Annotated in this window: 18 protein-coding genes; 14 read left to right on the top strand and 4 right to left on the bottom strand. The window is 63.7% G+C overall.

The window, feature by feature from the left end:
• Nucleotides 1–46 precede the first annotated feature (46 nt).
• Nucleotides 47–436 (bottom strand): VOC family protein, encoded by a 390-nt coding sequence (locus C6W55_RS02580; protein WP_213483004.1) that lies wholly within the window; start codon nt 434–436, stop codon nt 47–49.
• A 219-nt stretch (nt 437–655) separates the two neighbouring features.
• Here C6W55_RS02580 and C6W55_RS02575 point away from each other — a divergent pair, with 219 nt between their 5' ends.
• Complete coding sequence (locus C6W55_RS02575) at nt 656–2,284, top strand: MFS transporter (RefSeq protein WP_213483003.1); 1,629 nt, start codon at nt 656–658, stop codon at nt 2,282–2,284.
• 46 nt (nt 2,285–2,330) lie between these two features.
• On the opposite strand, the gene C6W55_RS02570 is transcribed toward C6W55_RS02575, so the two are convergent.
• Nucleotides 2,331–3,137: a helix-turn-helix domain-containing protein gene (locus tag C6W55_RS02570; RefSeq protein ID WP_286891311.1), complete on the bottom strand. Its 807-nt coding sequence runs from the start codon at nt 3,135–3,137 to the stop codon at nt 2,331–2,333.
• Nucleotides 3,138–3,209: 72 nt separating this feature from the next.
• Here C6W55_RS02570 and C6W55_RS02565 point away from each other — a divergent pair, with 72 nt between their 5' ends.
• The 13 genes from C6W55_RS02565 to C6W55_RS02505 all read left to right on the top strand — a co-directional run bounded on the left by C6W55_RS02565 (nt 3,210) and on the right by C6W55_RS02505 (nt 15,720).
• Nucleotides 3,210–3,782, top strand: coding sequence for a cysteine hydrolase family protein (locus tag C6W55_RS02565; RefSeq protein WP_213483001.1), 573 nt, complete (start codon nt 3,210–3,212; stop codon nt 3,780–3,782).
• A gap of 194 nt (nt 3,783–3,976) precedes the next feature.
• Nucleotides 3,977–5,170, top strand: coding sequence for an MFS transporter (locus C6W55_RS02560; RefSeq protein WP_015253078.1), 1,194 nt, complete (start codon nt 3,977–3,979; stop codon nt 5,168–5,170).
• Between the two features lie 135 nt (nt 5,171–5,305).
• Nucleotides 5,306–6,076, top strand: a complete 771-nt coding sequence (locus tag C6W55_RS02555; RefSeq protein WP_286891309.1) for a TerC family protein — start codon at nt 5,306–5,308, stop codon at nt 6,074–6,076.
• A gap of 209 nt (nt 6,077–6,285) precedes the next feature.
• Nucleotides 6,286–7,812 (top strand): malate dehydrogenase (quinone), encoded by a 1,527-nt coding sequence (gene mqo / locus C6W55_RS02550; protein ID WP_286891308.1) that lies wholly within the window; start codon nt 6,286–6,288, stop codon nt 7,810–7,812.
• A gap of 161 nt (nt 7,813–7,973) precedes the next feature.
• Nucleotides 7,974–9,113 (top strand): SGNH/GDSL hydrolase family protein, encoded by a 1,140-nt coding sequence (locus C6W55_RS02545; protein WP_286891307.1) that lies wholly within the window; start codon nt 7,974–7,976, stop codon nt 9,111–9,113.
• Nucleotides 9,114–9,207: 94 nt separating this feature from the next.
• Nucleotides 9,208–9,876 (top strand): hypothetical protein, encoded by a 669-nt coding sequence (locus tag C6W55_RS02540; RefSeq protein ID WP_286891306.1) that lies wholly within the window; start codon nt 9,208–9,210, stop codon nt 9,874–9,876.
• A gap of 19 nt (nt 9,877–9,895) precedes the next feature.
• Nucleotides 9,896–10,789: a glycosyltransferase family 8 protein gene (locus C6W55_RS02535; RefSeq protein ID WP_286891305.1), complete on the top strand. Its 894-nt coding sequence runs from the start codon at nt 9,896–9,898 to the stop codon at nt 10,787–10,789.
• 64 nt (nt 10,790–10,853) lie between these two features.
• The gene (locus C6W55_RS02530) at nt 10,854–11,657 is read left to right on the top strand and encodes a LysM peptidoglycan-binding domain-containing protein (RefSeq protein WP_286891303.1); all 804 of its coding nucleotides are present in this window, start codon (nt 10,854–10,856) and stop codon (nt 11,655–11,657) included.
• Between the two features lie 171 nt (nt 11,658–11,828).
• Nucleotides 11,829–12,206 (top strand): hypothetical protein, encoded by a 378-nt coding sequence (locus tag C6W55_RS02525; protein WP_286891302.1) that lies wholly within the window; start codon nt 11,829–11,831, stop codon nt 12,204–12,206.
• On the top strand, nt 12,203–13,546 hold the full coding sequence (locus C6W55_RS02520; protein ID WP_286891300.1) for a right-handed parallel beta-helix repeat-containing protein: 1,344 nt from the start codon (nt 12,203–12,205) through the stop codon (nt 13,544–13,546). The genes C6W55_RS02525 and C6W55_RS02520 overlap by 4 nt, the downstream gene beginning before the upstream one ends.
• Nucleotides 13,543–14,184, top strand: a complete 642-nt coding sequence (locus C6W55_RS02515) for a nitrous oxide reductase accessory protein NosL (protein WP_286891298.1) — start codon at nt 13,543–13,545, stop codon at nt 14,182–14,184. The genes C6W55_RS02520 and C6W55_RS02515 overlap by 4 nt, the downstream gene beginning before the upstream one ends.
• A complete protein-coding gene (locus C6W55_RS02510; protein ID WP_286891296.1) occupies nt 14,181–15,002 on the top strand; it encodes an ABC transporter permease in 822 nt (273 codons plus the stop codon). Before C6W55_RS02515 ends, C6W55_RS02510 begins: the two co-directional genes overlap by 4 nt.
• Nucleotides 14,995–15,720 carry an ABC transporter ATP-binding protein gene (locus tag C6W55_RS02505; RefSeq protein WP_286891294.1) on the top strand — a complete coding sequence of 242 codons (726 nt, stop codon included), beginning with the start codon at nt 14,995–14,997 and terminating at the stop codon, nt 15,718–15,720. The genes C6W55_RS02510 and C6W55_RS02505 overlap by 8 nt, the downstream gene beginning before the upstream one ends.
• Nucleotides 15,721–15,769: 49 nt before the next feature.
• Here C6W55_RS02505 and C6W55_RS02500 read toward each other — a convergent pair whose 3' ends face one another.
• Both C6W55_RS02500 and C6W55_RS02495 read right to left on the bottom strand, forming a co-directional pair.
• A complete protein-coding gene (locus C6W55_RS02500) occupies nt 15,770–16,777 on the bottom strand; it encodes a FecCD family ABC transporter permease (RefSeq protein WP_286891292.1) in 1,008 nt (335 codons plus the stop codon).
• Nucleotides 16,774–17,784 carry a FecCD family ABC transporter permease gene (locus C6W55_RS02495; RefSeq protein ID WP_483316343.1) on the bottom strand — a complete coding sequence of 337 codons (1,011 nt, stop codon included), beginning with the start codon at nt 17,782–17,784 and terminating at the stop codon, nt 16,774–16,776. The genes C6W55_RS02500 and C6W55_RS02495 overlap by 4 nt, the downstream gene beginning before the upstream one ends.
• Nucleotides 17,785–17,787: the final 3 nt, after the last annotated feature.

Below are 17,787 nucleotides of genomic sequence, written 5' to 3'. Positions count from 1 at the left end.
TCGTGAGCGCGGGGGGCAGGGCGGCACCCGGAATCCCGAAGCCCGATCAACGCTGGAAGAACTCGATCCACTCGTTCTCCGGACCGTAGATGAAGAAATACCGGTGGCCGTTCGGCAGCGTGGTGATCGTGTCGAAACCGGGAATGAAGGACACATCCAGCTGCTTGATGCGCGCATATTCGGCTTCGATATCGTCCACGTTGAATGCGATGTGATGCACTTTGCCTTCCGTCGGCAAGCTGTCGTTGTACCCCTGGATCAGTTCAACCTCCGTCCCGTCGGATCCGCCGAAACCGAGAAAAGCAAGCTGAAGCACGCCCTTCGTATGCGTGAAGCGGCTTTTCACCTCGAGCCCGACAACCTCCGTGTAGAAACGAATGCTTGCGTCCAGATCCTTCACCATGACACCGACATGGTCAATCCGTTTGCCCGCCATGAAGACGCCCTCCTAACAGGATGTACTGGTTACCCCTATCTTAAGAATTCAAATATTTAGTAGTCAAGTATGAATTGTCGGAATAGTGACAAAACCGCTTTGATTATGAATAGCCCTTGATGTAAAATAGCATTATATTTGAAAGTAACGCTTGTGTCACATTGGATCACGCAATCTGGAACGGGCTTTTTCATCATACTGTGGAAAGGGTGAGCCGGCTTGGGCAAACCGCAAACCTCGCATTTCTGGTCGCTGCTGCTGTTCGCTGTCGGCGTCTTCATGGCGCAGCTCGACAACGGCATCATCAGCTCGGCGCTGACCACGATTAACCGGCATTTTGACGTATCGGACAACTGGGGAGCCTGGGGCGTCACGATTTACACGCTGGGCCTGGCGATCAGCCTGCCGATCGTCGGCAAGCTGTCCGACCGCTACGGCCGCAAGCGGCTGTTCATCGTGGAGATTGTTCTGTTCGGTCTCGGTTCCCTGTTCGTGGCGCTCAGTCCGACGTTCGAGCTGTACCTGGCGTCGCGCTTCATCCAGGCGCTGGGCGGCGGGGGCATTTTCATCATCGGCAATTCGCATATTTTGAGCACGGTTGAGCCCGACAAGCAGGCGAAATACCTGGGAATGCTCGGCGCGATGAACGGGGTTGCGGCCATTCTCGGTCCCAACATCGGGTCTTTCCTGCTCGACTGGACCGGAAACTGGCACATCCTGTTCCTGATCAACGTGCCGATTGCCGCCGCGCTGTTCATTCTGGCCTTCCTGCGGCTGCCGGAATCGGCGGACCCCGGCACGGGACGGCTGGATCTGACCGGAACCGTTATCCTGTCGCTTGCCATTCTGTCGCTGATGTACGGCCTCACCAACATCGACGTCGACTTCTGGGCAAGCTTCAGGGAATGGGATGTAACCGGGTTTATCGGCTTGGGGCTCGTCCTGTTCATCGTGCTGTTCCTGTACGAGTCGGTGCTTGAGCGCCGCAAGAACGGCGATCCGATCCTGCCGCTCTATCTCATCCGGCAGCCCCGCTACCTGATGGTGCTCGTCATCGGCATGCTGTCCGGCGGCATGCTGGCGGCCATGATTTTCATCCCGGGGTTCACCGAGAATGTGCTCGGCATCCCGGCGGAGAAGTCGGGCTACTGGATGACGCCGCTGGCGCTGGCGTCGGGCGTGGGCGCCGGCATGGGCGGCGTGCTGGTGGCCAAGCGCGGGCCCATTTTCGCCGTCGTGCTGTCCGGCATCCTGACGCTGATCGGATTCGTATTGTTCCCGCTGTGGATTGACGCGAAGTGGCAGTTCATCGTCTCCAGCATGGTGGCCGGCGTCGGCATCGGGGTCATCCTGGGCGCGCCGCTGAACATTCTGGCGACCGAAGGCTTGCGGGCGAACAAGGGCACCGCGCTGGCGTCGCTGTCGCTGCTGCGCCAGATCGGCATGACGATCATGCCGACGATCTATGCCGGCTTCATCGCGCGCGGCTACAACAATATCGGCGAACTGTTCAGGACGGACTTCCGGAACATTCTGAATGAGAATGTGGAACAGGCGAATCTGTCCCAAGAGGCGCTGGACGAACTGGCGGCCATCGGGCGGCAGATGGCTTCCGGCGGAGGGGAGGCGGCAAGCCCAGGCCAGATCCAGGACATCATCGGCTCGGTGCAGGACCCGGCTTTGCGGGACGTCATCGCCGACAGCGTCGCCGAGGTGACGAGATTGGCGGCGGAGAACGGCTACGGCGGCCTGTACTGGTCGGCGGCCGTGCTGGGCGTGCTCGTCATGCTCGCGGCATTCGTGCTGGCGCCGATGCGGAGGAAGGTGGCGGCTTCGTCCGCGGAATGAGCATAAGAAAAGGGCATCCCCGGACGGGGAACATTCCGCAGCCGACTCATCGCGGGCCGGGAAGGCCGCTGCCCTTGCCTGTCTGCTGCAGATAGAACATTTCCATAAGCAGCGGCAGCGACACCAAAATCGGCGGATCGTCAAACCGGGGCGGACGCAGCGTCAATTCCTGATGCGGCGTCCGCTCGCCATGTCTGACCACGAGCGGAGATGCGGAACGGGCCCGGAGCGTCATATCGGGCAGCAGAATATCCCGGGCCTGCATCCCCCAGGATACGGTCGTGGCCATCAGGTAATAGATGCCGGGTTTCACGCCGGAGAAGCGGAAGGCATTGTCCGCTCGCACCAGGGTGCCGTAGTCCGGGAGACCGTCGGGAATCGGCTTGCTGAACAGACCGACCATGACGAAGCCTTCGAACGGGATTTCCGTGCGGAACGAGCCCTCGACGCAATCGCCCGGCGCCTGCTCGTGCCCGGAATGCCAGATGGCCGCGTCCGTCAGCTGCCGCAAGTGCTCCGCGGCATGGGCGGCGGAATTTCGAAACTCCGCCGGCGTCAGGCCGACGCTTCGGCCGAACCGCGTCGTGAAGCTGCCGAGACTCTGATAGCCCAGCTCCATCGCAATATCGCGCACGGGCAGGTCGGTCGTCATCAGCAGTTCTTTGGCTTTTTGCAGGCGCAGGGAAGCGATGTAATATTGCGGGGTCAGGCCGGTCTGCTCCTTGAATATGCGGATGAAATGAAACGGGCTGTATGCGGCGTAACGCGACAATTGCTCAATGGTCAACGGTTCGTGGAGGTTTTGCCGGATGTATTTCATGACCTCGATCAGTTCCGGATACTTGTCTGACACGGGATCACCATTCAGCATATTTTTCCTTGGAGTGATTCTGGTTATCATGTATTATATTGTAACGACTTCACCTTGCCGGACGCTCCCGCCCGGATTGACGGCACGTACGAGGTGCTGCCCCGGATGGCCTCCGTGCTGGAGGCGTACCGCGCAAGGGAGCTGCCGATCATCCACGCCGTCCGTCTGTACAAGGAAGACGGTTCGAACGTCGACCTGTGCAGGAGAGAAGCGATCGAGCAAGGTCTGCGCGTCGTGGCGCCGAACACGGAGGGCGCCGAACTGGTCCGGGACATCCGACCGGCGCAGTACGCTTCGCTCCATGCGGAGCGGCTGCTGAACGGCGAATTTCAGCCGGTCGGCCGCAGCGAATGGGCGATGTACAAACCGCGCTGGGGCGCTTTCTACGGGACGGATCTGGAGCGGTTTCTCCGGGACCGCGGCGTCGACACGATCGTCTTCATCGGGTGCAATTATCCGAATTGTCCGCGCACGTCCATCTATGAGGCGAGCGAGCGCGATTTCCGCATCGTGATGGTGTCCGATGCGATGTCGCAAGTCTACGAGCAGGGAATACGGGAGATGCGAAACATCGGCGTCCATGTCTGCACCGTCTGGGATGTCATGGAGGCCGTCCGATCGCTGTGATCCATGCCAAAACGTGAAACGGCTGTCCGCGAAGGACGGCCGTTTGCTTGTTCCGGGCGCGGAGATCAGACAAAAGCGGTATTCACCTCCAGCCGCTGCATGCTATAATAATGCCATTTGAACAAGCGCATGTCCTTCCGCCGGAAAGCATTCGGAGGGACGCACTTGCATCACGGACAACTGGAGCAACCCGAATGGCGACCTTATTGCTGCTGATTATTTATCTCACTTTCATCAGTCTCGGCCTTCCGGATTCCCTGCTTGGCGCGGCATGGCCCGTCATGCGGCATGATCTGGGAGCGCCCATCGGCATGGCGGGGGTGCTGTCGTTTACGGTCACGATCGGCACGATCGTGTCCGCCCTTGCCACGAGCCGCGTCGTCCGGCGCATCGGCACGGCGCGCACCACGCTGATCAGCGTGGCCATGACGGCCGGCGCGCTGCTCGGCTTCTCGATCGCGCCGTCCATCGCATGGCTCATGGTCTTCGCCATACCGCTCGGACTCGGCGGCGGCGCCGTCGATTCCGCGCTCAACCACTACATTGCGGGGCATTACGAAGCCCGCCACATGAGCTGGCTGCACTGTTTCTGGGGCGTCGGCGTTACGGTCAGCCCGATGATTCTGTCCGTTTACCTGTCCGAAGGCGCCTGGAGAGACGGATACGCGATGATCGGCTTCATCCAGTCGGCGATCGCGGCGGTGCTGATTGCGTCGCTGCCCCTGTGGAAACATATGGAGAAGAAGCGGGCCGGCGGCGGACGGGCCCCGCAGGCGGATGCGCCCGCGCGCGGGCCGGACGAAGGACGCAAGCCGAAAAATGCGGCCGGCGTCAAATACGCGCTGGGGACGTTCCTGTTCTACTGCGGCGTGGAGGCGACGGCCGGCTTGTGGGGCAGCAGTTATCTGGTCAATGTCAAAGGCATCTCGGCCGACGATGCGGCGCTGTGGATCTCGATCTACTTCATGGGCATTACGATCGGCAGGTTCGTGAACGGATTCGTCACACTCAAATTCAGCAGCCTGACGCTGATCCGGGCGGGACAGATCACGACCCTGGCCGGCGCGCTGCTTCTGCTGCTGCCGCTTCCCGCCGGCTTTTCACTGGCCGGATTTCTGATTACCGGATTGGGACTGGCGCCGATCTTTCCGAGCATGCTGCACGAGACGCCCGTCCGGTTCGGCGAAGCCCACGCCGGTAGGATTATGGGGTATCAGTTTGCGACAGCCTATACGGGGGCGGCATTGCTGCCTCCGCTGCTCGGGATGCTGGCCGGATACTGGACGATCGGCATTTTCCCGCTGTACATCGTCCTGATGGCCGCCGCGATGCTGCTCGCCACGGAACGGCTGAACCTGCTGTTGCGGCGGCGGCATGATGCCGTATAAAATGCAAGAAACGCATGCGGCAGGAAATCGTATGAAAGAATGTCAGTTTTCCCGCAGACTGGCGGCAGGAGTTCCGCATGCCGGCCGCTGCACGGGGAAACCTTACGGAGCCGATAATCGAAGGAGGAACGTTCGTTGGACATTTGGCTGGAGTACGCGTGGGCGCTCTTGATTCTGATCGGACTGGAAGGGCTGCTGTCGGCTGACAACGCGCTCGTGCTTGCCGTCATCGCGAAGCATTTGCCGGAGAACCAGAAATCCAAGGCGATCAATTACGGCATCATCATGGCCTTCGCTTTCCGGTTCGCCGCCCTGTTCGCAATCTCGTTCATCGCCAATGTATGGCAGGTGCAGGCGATCGGCGCCGCATATCTGCTGTATCTGGGACTCAAGCATGTCATCCAGGCCCGCTTCGGGAAGAAGGATGCGCATAAGGAAGAGAAACAGTCCGGTTCGGCGAGGGGCTTCTGGGGCACGGTCGGCAAGATCGCGCTGGCCGACCTGGCATTCGCCATCGACTCCATCCTCGCCGCGGTGGCGCTCGCGCTCGGCTTGCCGGATTCGCCGCTTGGCGACTTCGGCGGAATGGACGGCGGCAAGTTCGCCGTCGTGGTGCTGGGCGGCATCGCCGGTCTGGTGCTGATCAAATACGCCGCGGGCTGGTTCATCAAACTGCTGGCCAAACGTCCGGCGCTGGAGACGACAGCGTATGCCATTGTGGCATGGGTCGGCGTCAAGCTGGCGGTCATCACCCTGGCCCATCACGACATCGGCGTGCTGGACCACGATTTCCCCCACAGCACGGTCTGGACCATCGTCTTCTACGGCATGCTGGTCGCGATCGCGCTGCTGGGCTGGTTCTCGCCCGCGAACAAGCCGGCCGCCAAGAACGCGGAACAGCACTGACAATTCTGCAAAGGACTCCCATGAATGCCGTTCATCTTCGGATGAGCGGCATTTGCATTGTCTTTCATTCTTACATCATTAGTGTTAAACTATTATGGAACGACGAGATTCGGAGACGATGCGAGACATGTTCGGCGCCCCGGCTTGCTGCGGCGCCTAAATTGATGTGTCCGCATACCGCAAAATTGAAAGCATGGGGACGATTATCTATGGGTGACAGACAGAATCGCGCAGATGTCATCTTGATCGGCGCCGGCATCATGAGCGCGACGCTTGGCACAATGCTCAAGGAATTGGCGCCGGACCGGGACATCATTGTGCTCGAGAGACGCTCGCAGCCGGGCGAAGAGAGCTCGAACGAATGGAACAACGCAGGCACGGGCCACGCTTCGCTGTGCGAGCTCAATTACACCACCGAGAAAGCGGACGGCTCGATCGACATCAGCAAAGCGGTCAAGGTCAACGAAGAGTTCCAGCTCTCGCGGCAGTTCTGGTCGTACCTGGTGCGGCGCGGCCTCATCCGGGACCCGCAGAAGTTCATCATGCCGGTGCCGCACATGAGCTTCGTGCAGGGCGAGCGGGACGTCGCCTTCCTGAAGAAGCGGTTCGAAGCGATGTCGGCGAATCCGCTGTTCGAAGGGATGGAATTCTCCGACGCCCCGGACAAACTGGCGGAATGGATTCCGCTGATGATGGAGAACCGCACCGTGGACCGGCCGATCGCGGCCACCCGGATCGAATCGGGTACGGACGTCAACTTCGGCGCGCTGACGCGCATGCTGTTCGCTCATCTGAAAGACAGCGGCGCACAAATGCTGTACCATCGCCACGTCCAGGACATGAAGCGGACGACGGACGGCAAGTGGGAGCTGAAAGTGCGGAACGTGGAGAGCGGCGCCGTCGAACGGTACTCGGCTCCGTTCGTGTTCATCGGCGCCGGCGGCGGCAGTCTCCATCTGCTGCAGAAGTCCGGCATCGCCGAAGGGCGCGGCATCGGAGGTTTCCCGGTCAGCGGCCTGTTCATGGTGTGCCGCGACCCTGAGATGGCCAAGCGGCATTACGCGAAGGTGTACGGCAAGGCGGCGATCGGCGCTCCGCCGATGTCGGTGCCGCACCTCGACACGCGGTTCATCGACGGCAAGCCGTCGCTGCTCTTCGGTCCGTTCGCGGGCTTCACGCCGAAGTTCCTGAAATTCGGATCGAATCTCGACCTGCTGAAATCCGTCAAGCCGCACAACCTCGTCACGATGATCGCGGCGGGGGTCAAGAACATGTCGCTGACGACCTATCTGATCAAGCAGCTCATGTTGACGAAGGAACAGCGCGTCGAGGAGCTCCGGCAGTTCGTCCCGCACGCGCGGAGCGAGGACTGGGATCTGATCGTCGCCGGCCAGCGCGTGCAGATCATCAAGGATACGGAAGCCGGCGGACGGGGGACGCTGCAATTCGGCACCGAGGTGATCAGCGCGGCCGACGGCTCCATCGCGGCTCTGCTGGGCGCCTCCCCGGGCGCTTCCACCGCGGTGGCCATCATGCTCGAAGTGATCAAGCGGTGCTTCCCGGAGCAGCTCAAGGCATGGCGGGAGAAGATCGGCGAGATGGTGCCGTCCTGGGGCATCAAGCTGTCCGAGAACCCGGACCTGGTCCGCGAGCTGCACGAAGAAACGGCGAAGACGCTCGGTCTGGACCGCAGCGCGCATCCCGCGCGGCAATACGCGTCCACCGCGACCAGCTGAATGCGCATGTCCATAACGGCAGACTGCCGCGCCGAAAGGCGCCGCGGCCTGCCGTTTTTGCCGTTCGGGCGCCGCAAGCCGCATCGTGCATGGTATAATTGGGAGCAAACACGCATATGCTGACAAGCCGGCACATGCCGACGGAGCCGGAGGAGACGCCCATGAATCGGCACAGGGAATTGCAATCATACACATTGAAGGAGATCGCGCATCTGAAGGTGCACGGCCGAACAGCGGGCCGCCGGGAGCCGCTCACGCTGTTCTGGACGGGAAGCGGCATCGAACTGAACGCGACAGGCTCCGAACTGTGGCTCGAGGTCGAAGCCGACTACCGCACGTACGAGCCCTGGATCAGCGTGCTGATCAACGGAGCGCCCGTCGCCCGGCAGATGGTGACGGCAGGCCGCCACCGGATCTGCATCTTCCGGGGCATGAACCCGGATGCCGTGAAAAATGTCCGCATCATCAAGGACACGCAGGCGATGAGCGCGGACACCGGGTGCGTGCTGCAGATTCACGGCGTGGAGTCCGACGGCGATTTTCTGCCCGTCCGGGACAGGCCGTACAAGATCGAGTTCATCGGCGACAGCATCACGTCGGGCGAAGGCGCGATCGGGGCAAGGCAGGAGACGGACTGGATTCCGATGTGGTTCAGCGCGGTGCACAATTACACCGCCCTGACGGCGGACGCCCTTGACACCGAATACCGGGTGCTGTCGCAGAGCGGCTGGGGCGTGCTGACCGGCTGGGACAACAACCCGCGCACGAACATGCCCGATTATTACGAGCAGGTGTGCGGCCTGCTGACCGGCGAGAAGAACGAAGCGCTCGGCGCCTTCGAGCGGAACGACTTCGCCGCCTGGCAGCCGGACATCGTCGTCGTGAACCTGGGCACGAACGACGGCGGCGCCTTCCATTCGCCGGAATGGCGCGACGAAGCGACCGGCGAGCGGCACAAGCAGCGGCTGAACGAGGACGGCACGTTCAACGAAGAAGATCTCGCGGCGTTCGAGCGGGCGGCCGAGCAATTTCTCGGCAAGCTCAGGGCGTGCAACCCGAAGGCGCACATCGTCTGGGCGTACGGCATGCTCGGCACGCCAATGATGCCCGCGATCCGCCGGGCGGTCGACGCCCATGCGCGGCGCACCGGCGACCGGAACGTCTCGGTCTTCGAGCTGCCGAACATGACGGACGAGACGGTCGGGGCGCGAAGCCATCCCGGTCCGGCGGCGCACGAAGCGGCGGCGAAGGCGCTGGTCCCGTACCTGCGGAATGTGCTGGAGCAGCGGACGCGGTCCTGACATAATGCATCTTTAACTTGGCAAAACGGTATATCCGCGGGTCGACGGGGCCATGATGAGGAGAACGCTACTCTCGTTATAGAAGGTGCGGCTGATGAACGCCATCCTGTATCCAATCTTGACCGTCGCCAACGCGGTGCTGTTGGGCTGGGGAATCACCATCCGGCGCTGCGGCGTTTCATGGAGCCTCATCGTCATGCTGCTGGCGGTCACCGCGGCGCTGCTCTGGGACAATCTCGTGCTCGGCGCCGGCGCATGGGTCCAGGCAAGCGAAGGGTTCGAGCGGGTGCATTTCACCCGATTTTTGCTCCACGCCTGCATTACGCCCTTGCTCGTGCCCGTCTCATACGAATTCGTCCGGCAGACCGGCGCGGAATGGGCGAACCGGCCGGCAGCGGCGCTTACCGTTCTGCTCGTGACGGCCGGACTGATCGTCTGGGAGCTGGCGGCGTCGGTGTCCCGCCTGAGGCTCAGGCCCGTCTTCGAACACGGCATCCTGACCTATGAGCCGGCCGGGCGATCCTGGGCAGGAGGCGTGATGATCGCCGTCGTCATGGCCGCGCTGCTGGCCGCCGGGTGGATCCTGCTCCGGCGCGGCGGACCGTCCTCGCTGCTTGCCGGTTCGCTGATCATGCTGATCGGCTCGGCGCTCGTACCGCTTACGGGCATCCCGTCCCTGCATAACCTGTTCGAGTTCATCCTCGCGGCAAGCCTGTGGGCTGCCGCCGACCGGCTTGCCTTCCGCGCGCGCCACAGTTTGTGAACACTGGGGGCTGAATGACATGAACATTCTCGTTACGCTCAACGCCAACTATCTGGGACCGCTGACGACCATGCTCACGTCGCTCTTCCTGAACAATCCGGGCGAACACTTCACGATCTACCTCATGCATTCGAGCATCGACGAGGGCGCGCTTGAGCGGCTCGGCGCCTATGTCGGGCGACACGGCAGCGAGCTGCAGATCATCCGCGTCGATGAAGGGGAGTTCGAAGACGCGCCGGTGCTGATGCACTACACGAAGGAAATGTACTACCGGCTGCTTGCGCACCGCTTTCTGCCCCCCGACGTCGACCGCATCCTGTATCTCGATCCCGACATCCTCGTGCTCAATGCCGTGCGGCCGCTCTACGAAACGGATCTGGACGGGTACCTCTACGCCGCGTGCTACCACGACAAATTTTCCGTCAAGGAGATCAACCGCATCCGGCTGATGCCTTACGATATCGATTACTACTACAACTCGGGCGTGCTGCTGATGAATCTTGAACTGCAGCGGGAGCAGATCAAGGAGGACATCATCTATCAGTTCGTCGAGAAAAACCGCTCGCGGCTCGTCATGCCCGACCAGGACATCCTGAACGCCCTCTACTCGAAGAAAATCAAACCGCTGGACGAGACGCTGTACAACTATGATGCCCGCTTCTATCTGTACTACAAGTTCAAGTCGAACGGACAGTGCGATATGGACTACGTGATCAACCGCACCGTCATCCTCCATTTCTGCGGCAAGAAGAAGCCCTGGAGCCGTTCGTACAGCGGCAAATTCCATGCGCTGTACAAACATTACGAGCGGCTCACGCAGCTTGGGCTGCAGGCCGCGGAGCTGCCGCAGGCGATCATCGCGCCGGCTGAGGCGCCGGCGGCTTCGCCGAGGGCCTCCACGGCGCTGGACTAGACACTCCCGCATGGGCACCCGCATAGGATGGGGAAGAACCCATGAGACAGGAGTGGCTGGAAACATGCCGATATCACCGGGAACCTGTGCGGTGTACACCGTTCGGCCGGGAGACTCGCCCTATTCGATTGCGAACCAGTTCGGCTCGTCCCTGGCCGACCTTGAGCGGGCGAACGCGCTGTACCCGCCGGTCACGGACCCCGGCCTCATCTACCCGGGGCAGAAACTGGTCGTCCGCGTGCCGGGCACCTCGCAGGAAAGCACCGTCCTGCACCAGGTGACGGAAGGGGATACGCTCTTCCGGCTGGCCGAGCGCTATTCCGCAGGCGTCGACATGCTGGCGGCGCTGAACCGGCTGGAGCAGCCGGATATTCTCCGGGTCGCGCAGCTGATCTATATCCCCGCCTTCGTGTACGAGGTGGAAGCGGGCGATTCGCTCTACCGGATCGCCCGGCGGTCCGGGTCGAGCATCAGCGAGCTGGCGCGCGCGAACGCGAACCGGCCCGGCTTCTCGCCGGATGTGCTCTACCCCGGCTACCGGCTCGTCATTCCGCTGCCGTCATCGACCAATATCGTCGTCTTCCGGCCGCTGCCCGGTTCGCGCATCGCCGCGGGCACGCCGCTGACCGGCAGCGCCCGGGCGTTCGAGGCGAACGTGCTGTACCGGGTTCTGGACGATGCGGGCCGGATCGTCGCGCGGGAGCGGGCGGTCACGGCGACGGAGGGAGCGCCGGCGTTCGGCGCCTTCAGCGCGTCGATCGCCTTCGACGCGGCGCCGGGGACGCCGGCGGGCGCGATCCAGGTGTACACGCGCAGCGCGAGAGACGGCAGCATACAGGATCTGGTCGAGGTCCCCGTCCTGTTCTGACGGGCTCCGCGCAAGTGGGATCGCCAAACCGTGCATACTACGGTTTGGCGGTTTCTTTTTTGCCACCTGATGTTCATGGAATCTCCACAACTCCTGGCCCGAATTGGTCATGCGGACCGAAAGCAGACGGTCTACCATGAAAACATGAGGGTGCGGGGAGGCGGTGAACCTATGCGGAGAACGGCGGGAATCCTCGCGGCAGCGTTCGTGCTGCTCGCGGTTCTTGCGGCATGTTCGCGCGAGAACTTGCAGCAGATCGGTCTGGTCGGCATCGAGGCGTCGTTCGACGTCGAGCCGGTGCAAGCCCGGGCCGGTGAAGTCGTACAGATGAAAGCGGTGTTTACCGGCGTCGAACTGGACGAAAACGCAAACGTGCAGTTTGTCGTCATCTCGGACGGGCAGCCGACCACGTTGAAACACCGCTACGAAGGCGACAATACGTACACGGCCGAATACCGGTTCGAGCAGCCGGGCGAGTATGACGTCGATCTTCATCTGTACTACGAGGATGTCCACATCTACAAGAAGAAACAGGTGAGCGTGCAATGACGCGGACGCGCCTTGCCCGCGGGCTGAGCCGAACCGCGGCGCTTCTGCTGATCGGCACGGCGCTGGCGGCCCGGCAGGCGGGCGCGGCGGATACGGAGGAGCCGAAGCCGCTTCAGCCGCTCATTGACGCGGCGCCGGAAGGGGCGGTGCTGCGCCTTGCGCCGGGCGAGTATGCCGGGCCGGCCGTCATCGGCAAGCCGTTGACGGTGGAAGCGGCGGCGGACGGCGACGTGACGGTCGCGAGCGCGGACGAGCGTCCCGCGATCTCCGTGACGGCGGCGGGCGTCACCGTCCGCGGACTCCGGATCGAGCAGGCGGGCGGACGAGACAGTCCGGCGGTGTATGCGGGGGCGCCTGACATCGCCCTCGAAGGGCTCGACATCGTGACGGACGGCTACGGCATCCGCCTCGAACGGGCCGACCGGTCGATCGTGCGCGGCAGCATGGTCCGTTCTTCCCGGCCGTCCGGCGGCCGGTTCACGGAGCGGCGGAACGGCATCGATCTGTATGAGACGCATGACGCGGTAATCCAGGACAACACGGTCGCGTCGATGTATGACGCCATCTATATCGAGAACAGCGACAACGTGCGGATCACGGGCAACGCGGTCGAGTCGTCGCGGTACGGCATCCACGTCATGTACTCGGACGGCACGGTGATTGCCGGCAATGACGGCCGCATGAATGTCACCGGCGCGATGGTGATGACGGTGGACGGCGTGCTGCTTGAGGGGAACATTTTTGCGAAGCAGAGCGAAAATGTCAACTCCCAGGGCATCCTGCTGTTCGCGGCCAAAAATTCGGTCGTGCGCGGGAACGTCGTTTCCGGCAACCGGGTCGGCATTTACGTGGAAGGATCCGTCGACAACCGGATCGAGAACAACGAGATTCTGGACAATTTCATGGGGATGCAGCTTCTCGATTCCGAAGGGAACGCCGTCACGGGCAACCAGTGGATCGGGAACGTGACGGATGCCGGCGCGCAGCGCAGCGGAGCGAACCGGATCGAGCGGAATTTCTGGGATTCGTTCAGCGGCGTCGATGCGGACGGCGACGGCGCCAGCGACCTGCGCTATGCCGTCAATCCGTTCTTCCTGTCGGTCACGGAGCGTCGGCCGGTGTTCCAGCTGCTGTTCCAATCGCCGGGGATGAAGTTTCTGGAGGGGTTGTACGGTGCGGACCGGAGCGGGTGGGCGGTTGACGCCGCGCCGCTCATGGAGCCCGCGCGGGAGACGGACAGGACAAGCCGGGAATCGGGACGGGCCGCAGGAGCCGCAGGCGCGCTTCTGCTTGCGGCGGCCTGCGCCGTCATGATCATTTCGAGGAGGAGAACGACATGAGGAATCGGCGGATGACCTTGGCACTCGCGATCATCATGGCAGCCGTCCTTAGTGTGGCATGCGGCCGCAGCGAATATTCGGCGCGTGCGGTGAACGAGGAGACGGACCGGTGCGCGCAATGCAACATGGCTGTGGCGGACGACGCCCATGCGACGCAGATCGTGATGAAAGACGGACGGACGCTCATGTTCGACGATATCGGATGCATGTACGCCTGGCTGGCGGAACACGGCGACGGCGATGTCGGCGCGTCCTTCGTCCGTGACTATCACGGCCTCCAATGGGTCAAGACGGAGAAGGCGTACTACGTCTACGACGCGTCGTTCAAGACGCCGATGGCGTACGGCGTGCTGTCGTTCGCGGACAAATCGGACGCCGAGGCGTTCATCACGGAGCAGGGCAAGGGTATGCTCATGACGGCGGACGACCTGCCGAACCATTCGTGGGAAGTGAATCGCGATATGGGACAAGCGCATGGCGAGGGCGCGCATGATCATGACGGCGTCCATGACGACGCCGGCCACGGGGATGCGGACAGGCATGAAGATGGCGCGCACGGCCGCGACGCGGACCATGGCGACGATGACGCCCGCGATGCCGGCGCGCACGGGAATCATGAAGGCGGAGCCGGGGCATGACGCAAATGCTGCAGGTGGCGGGCCGGGAAATCCGGATGGGCTTCCGCAATCCGTGGGCTTATTCGTTCCTGGCCCTGTTCGCCCTGTTCATGCTCGCCCTGCTGCTGATCAACCGGCAGGGATACGTGCAGGGGTATTCCGGCGTGACGGGCACGATGCTGAATCTGATCCTGTACCTGCTGCCGCTCATGACGCTGATGCTGGGCTCCTTCTCCCTCACGGGTGAAAAAGAAGACGGCGGATGGGAACTGCTCTCCACCTACCCGCTGACAACCGGCGCCTACCTGATCGGCAAGTACGTCGGCCTTGCCGTCGTGCTGCTCGCCATCGCGGCGTTCGGCTTCGGCCTGGCGGGCGTCGCGGGCTGGGCGGCGGGCGGCGGTTTCGGTTTCCGGACTTATGTCGTGCTGCTTGCGTTTTCTTTTTGCCTCGCGCTGATGTATCTTGCGGTGTCGCAGCTGGTCGGCGCGCTGGCGCGCAACCGGTGGCAGGCGCTGACAATCTCGGCCGCCGTCTGGTTCTTCACGGTCATGGCCTGGCCGGCGCTCCTGATCGCGGTGCTCGGCATGCTGCCGTATCCGTGGATCAAGCCGGGCGTGTCGGTGCTGACGTTGTTCAATCCGGCGGAGCTGGCCCGGCTGCTTGCCGTCATCAAGCTCGGCGGCGGCTCGATGCTCGGGGCGGACTACACGGAGTGGGTGACGTGGATCCGCGGCGGGAGCGGGACGATGGTGTTCACGGTCGTCTGTCTGGCCTGGGTCGCCGTCTGCCTCGGCCTGGCCGGATGGCTCTGGGAGAGGGGGCGGAGGCATGGCTGAACCGGTGCTGGTGATGGAACATGTGCGAAAGTCGATGCGCCGGCAGGAAGTCATCAAGGACTTCACCCTGCAGGCGGAAGCGGGGCGGGTGATCGCGCTGCTCGGCGGCAACGGCGCGGGCAAGAGCACGATTCTCAGGATGATCGCCGGCATCCTGCACCCGGACGCGGGCGAGATTCGCGTCGGCGGGCTGCGCTGGAAGGACGGCCGGCTGCGGTACGCCGAGCGGGTCGGCTACATGCCCGACGATTACCGGTTCCCCGGCGGGCTGACGGCGATGGAGACGATGACGTTCTGGGCGAAGCTGCGCGGGTTGCCGAAGAGCCGGGCGGCCGAGGCGCTGGCCGAGGTCGGGCTGTCGGACACGGGGACGAAGCCGGTGGCGTCGTTCTCGAAGGGGATGCGGCAGCGCGTCCTGTTCGCGCAGGCGCTGCTCGCGCAGCCGCCCCTCGTCCTGCTGGACGAGCCGACGAACGGCCTCGACCCGTACTGGATGGAGAGCTTCATCCGGCTCGTGCGGGAGGCGGCGGAGCGAGGACAGACGGTGCTGTTCTCGACGCACCAGCTCGAAATCGCGGAGGCGGCGGCCGACCGGATCGTCTTCCTGCGGGACGGCGTGGCGATGTTCGACAGCGGCGCGGGGCAGAACGGCGCGGACGGGCCGGAGACGCTGCGCGAGGCGTTCGCCCGGATGTACGGCATTCCGCTCAGGCGGTGAAACGAAAGAGGCTCGGCCTTGAGGGATTCAGGGACCGAGCCTTTTTGTTTTACTTGCGCAGCAGCAGATACAGGAAGTACGGCGCGCCGATCAGCGCCGCCATCGTGCCGGCCGCGATGCCCTCGGGCTGGGCGACGTTGCGCCCGATCGTGTCCGCGACGAGCAGCAGCCAGCCGCCGACGAGGATCGAGATCGGGAGGGATAACTGGTGGCGCGGCCCGACGAGCCGCTTGGCGATATGCGGCGCCATCAGGCCGACGAATACGATGCTGCCGGCCATCGCGACGGCGGACGCGGCCAGCGCGACGGCGGCCAGCAGCAGCGCGGCGCGCTCGTGCGTGAGCGGCACGCCGATGCCGATCGCTTCCGATTCCCCGAGTTCCAGCAAATTCAGGCGGCGCGCTCTGTGCAACACGAACGGCACGAGTACGACCAGCCACGGCAGCAGCGCCAGGATGAACGGCCAGTCCGCGCCCCAGATGCTGCCGGCCCGCCACTTCGAGATGAAATCGACCTTCTGCGGCTCGGCTGCCGAGATCATCACGACCATGAGGCCGTTCAGTGCGATGGAGCTGCCGGCGCCGATCAGCACCAGCCGGAGCGGGTGCAGGCCGGATCCGCGGCGGTACGCCGCCAGCCAGATCAGGATGGCGGCGGCCAGCGCGCCGGCGAAGGCGATGGCCGGCACCAGATAGAGGAACAGGCCGGCATCGATCGGGAAGAACAGGTAGTACAGCGTAACCGCGACGCCTGCGCCGGCATTGATGCCGATGATGCCGGGATCGGCCAGCTCGTTGCGGCTGACCCCCTGCAGGATGGCGCCGGACAGCGCCAGCGCCATGCCGGCGAGCAGCGTGATCACGATGCGTGGCAGCCGGATCGAGAACAACACGAATTCTTCCTTGAACGTCCCCTGGCCGAGGAAGGTCGGAATGAGCCGGTCGAAGGACAGCGAAGCATAGCCGAGGCCCATGCTGACGACCGCGGTGGCCGCGGTCAGGCCGAGCAGGCCAAGCAGCCAGAGGCGCTGTTTCCGGACGAGCGCCTTCGGAATCATGAGCGCTGCCCCCCTCTCCGCGCGATGATCAGGAAGAACGGGATGCCGAGCACGGCGATGATCGCTGCCGCCGGCGTCTCATAAGGCTTGCTGATCGTCCGGGCGAGCGTGTCGGCGAGCAGCAGCAGCGAGGCGCCCGCCACCGCCGCCATCGGCAGGACGCGCCGATAGTCCGTGCCGACGAGCGCCCGCGCGATATGCGGCACCATCAGGCCGATGAACGCCATGCTGCCGACAAGGGCGACGGATACGCCGGCCAGCAGGATGACGACGGTGGACAGCGCCGCCTTGACGAGGGCGGTGCGCTGGCCGAGCCCGGCGGCGACTTCTTCGCTCAAGGACAGCACCGTCAGCTGACGGGCGTACAGAAACGCGGCGATCAGGCCGGCGGCGACGGTCGGGACGACGATGGCGAGCTGCCGCCAGGTCGTGCCCATGATGCCGCCCGCCGTCCACATCGAGACGTCCTTCGTCACCTTGAAGGCGATGCCGATCGCTTCGGCGAGGGCGTACAGGAAGAACGTGACGGCCGCCCCGGCCAGCACGAGCCGGAGCGGGGACCAGCCGTCCCTGCGCGAGGCGCCGAGGCCGAGGACGAGCAGCATGCCGAACGCTGCGCCGATCCAACCGGCGACGGTCATGCCGAAGTAGCCGAGCGCGGGGAAGAACGCGAACCCGACGGCGAGCGCCAGGTTCGCGCCCGCCGTAATGCCGAGCAGCCCGGGGTCGGCGAGCGGATTGCGCGTCATCCCCTGCATGATCGCGCCTGCGGCGGCCAATGCGGCGCCGACGACCATCGCGGCGATCTCCCGCGGCAGCCGGATTTCCCGGATGATCAGAATCTGATCATTGACCTCCCGGGAGAGCAGGGCTTGCCAGACATCACGGAAAGGGATGTTCGCCGCGCCGTACACGAGCGACACGACGAACATCCCTGCCATGACCGCGACGCCGGCGGCCATCGTCCATCCGTATGCGGCCCTGCGCGGGCGCCCCGGAACGTTCATCAC

Origin of the sequence: Thermobacillus sp., assembly GCF_003390775.1 — a bacterium.
GTDB lineage: Bacteria > Bacillota > Bacilli > Paenibacillales > Paenibacillaceae > Thermobacillus > Thermobacillus xylanilyticus.
Note: the sequence above shows the minus strand (reverse complement) of the source record. Positions and strands in the feature narration are given on the sequence as shown.

Excerpts from the sequence above, each read along its gene's own strand:
- C6W55_RS02580 (WP_213483004.1), bottom strand. The coding sequence starts at position 436 with ATGGCGGGCAAACGGATTGACCATGTCGGTGTCATGGTGAAGGATCTG.
- C6W55_RS02560 (WP_015253078.1), top strand. The coding sequence starts at position 3,977 with ATGGCGACCTTATTGCTGCTGATTATTTATCTCACTTTCATCAGTCTC.
- mqo (WP_286891308.1), top strand. The coding sequence starts at position 6,286 with ATGGGTGACAGACAGAATCGCGCAGATGTCATCTTGATCGGCGCCGGC.
- C6W55_RS02545 (WP_286891307.1), top strand. The coding sequence starts at position 7,974 with ATGAATCGGCACAGGGAATTGCAATCATACACATTGAAGGAGATCGCG.
- C6W55_RS02540 (WP_286891306.1), top strand. The coding sequence starts at position 9,208 with ATGAACGCCATCCTGTATCCAATCTTGACCGTCGCCAACGCGGTGCTG.
- C6W55_RS02535 (WP_286891305.1), top strand. The coding sequence starts at position 9,896 with ATGAACATTCTCGTTACGCTCAACGCCAACTATCTGGGACCGCTGACG.
- C6W55_RS02530 (WP_286891303.1), top strand. The coding sequence starts at position 10,854 with ATGCCGATATCACCGGGAACCTGTGCGGTGTACACCGTTCGGCCGGGA.
- C6W55_RS02525 (WP_286891302.1), top strand. The coding sequence starts at position 11,829 with ATGCGGAGAACGGCGGGAATCCTCGCGGCAGCGTTCGTGCTGCTCGCG.
- C6W55_RS02520 (WP_286891300.1), top strand. The coding sequence starts at position 12,203 with ATGACGCGGACGCGCCTTGCCCGCGGGCTGAGCCGAACCGCGGCGCTT.
- C6W55_RS02515 (WP_286891298.1), top strand. The coding sequence starts at position 13,543 with ATGAGGAATCGGCGGATGACCTTGGCACTCGCGATCATCATGGCAGCC.
- C6W55_RS02510 (WP_286891296.1), top strand. The coding sequence starts at position 14,181 with ATGACGCAAATGCTGCAGGTGGCGGGCCGGGAAATCCGGATGGGCTTC.
- C6W55_RS02505 (WP_286891294.1), top strand. The coding sequence starts at position 14,995 with ATGGCTGAACCGGTGCTGGTGATGGAACATGTGCGAAAGTCGATGCGC.
- C6W55_RS02500 (WP_286891292.1), bottom strand. The coding sequence starts at position 16,777 with ATGATTCCGAAGGCGCTCGTCCGGAAACAGCGCCTCTGGCTGCTTGGC.
- C6W55_RS02495 (WP_483316343.1), bottom strand. The coding sequence starts at position 17,784 with ATGAACGTTCCGGGGCGCCCGCGCAGGGCCGCATACGGATGGACGATG.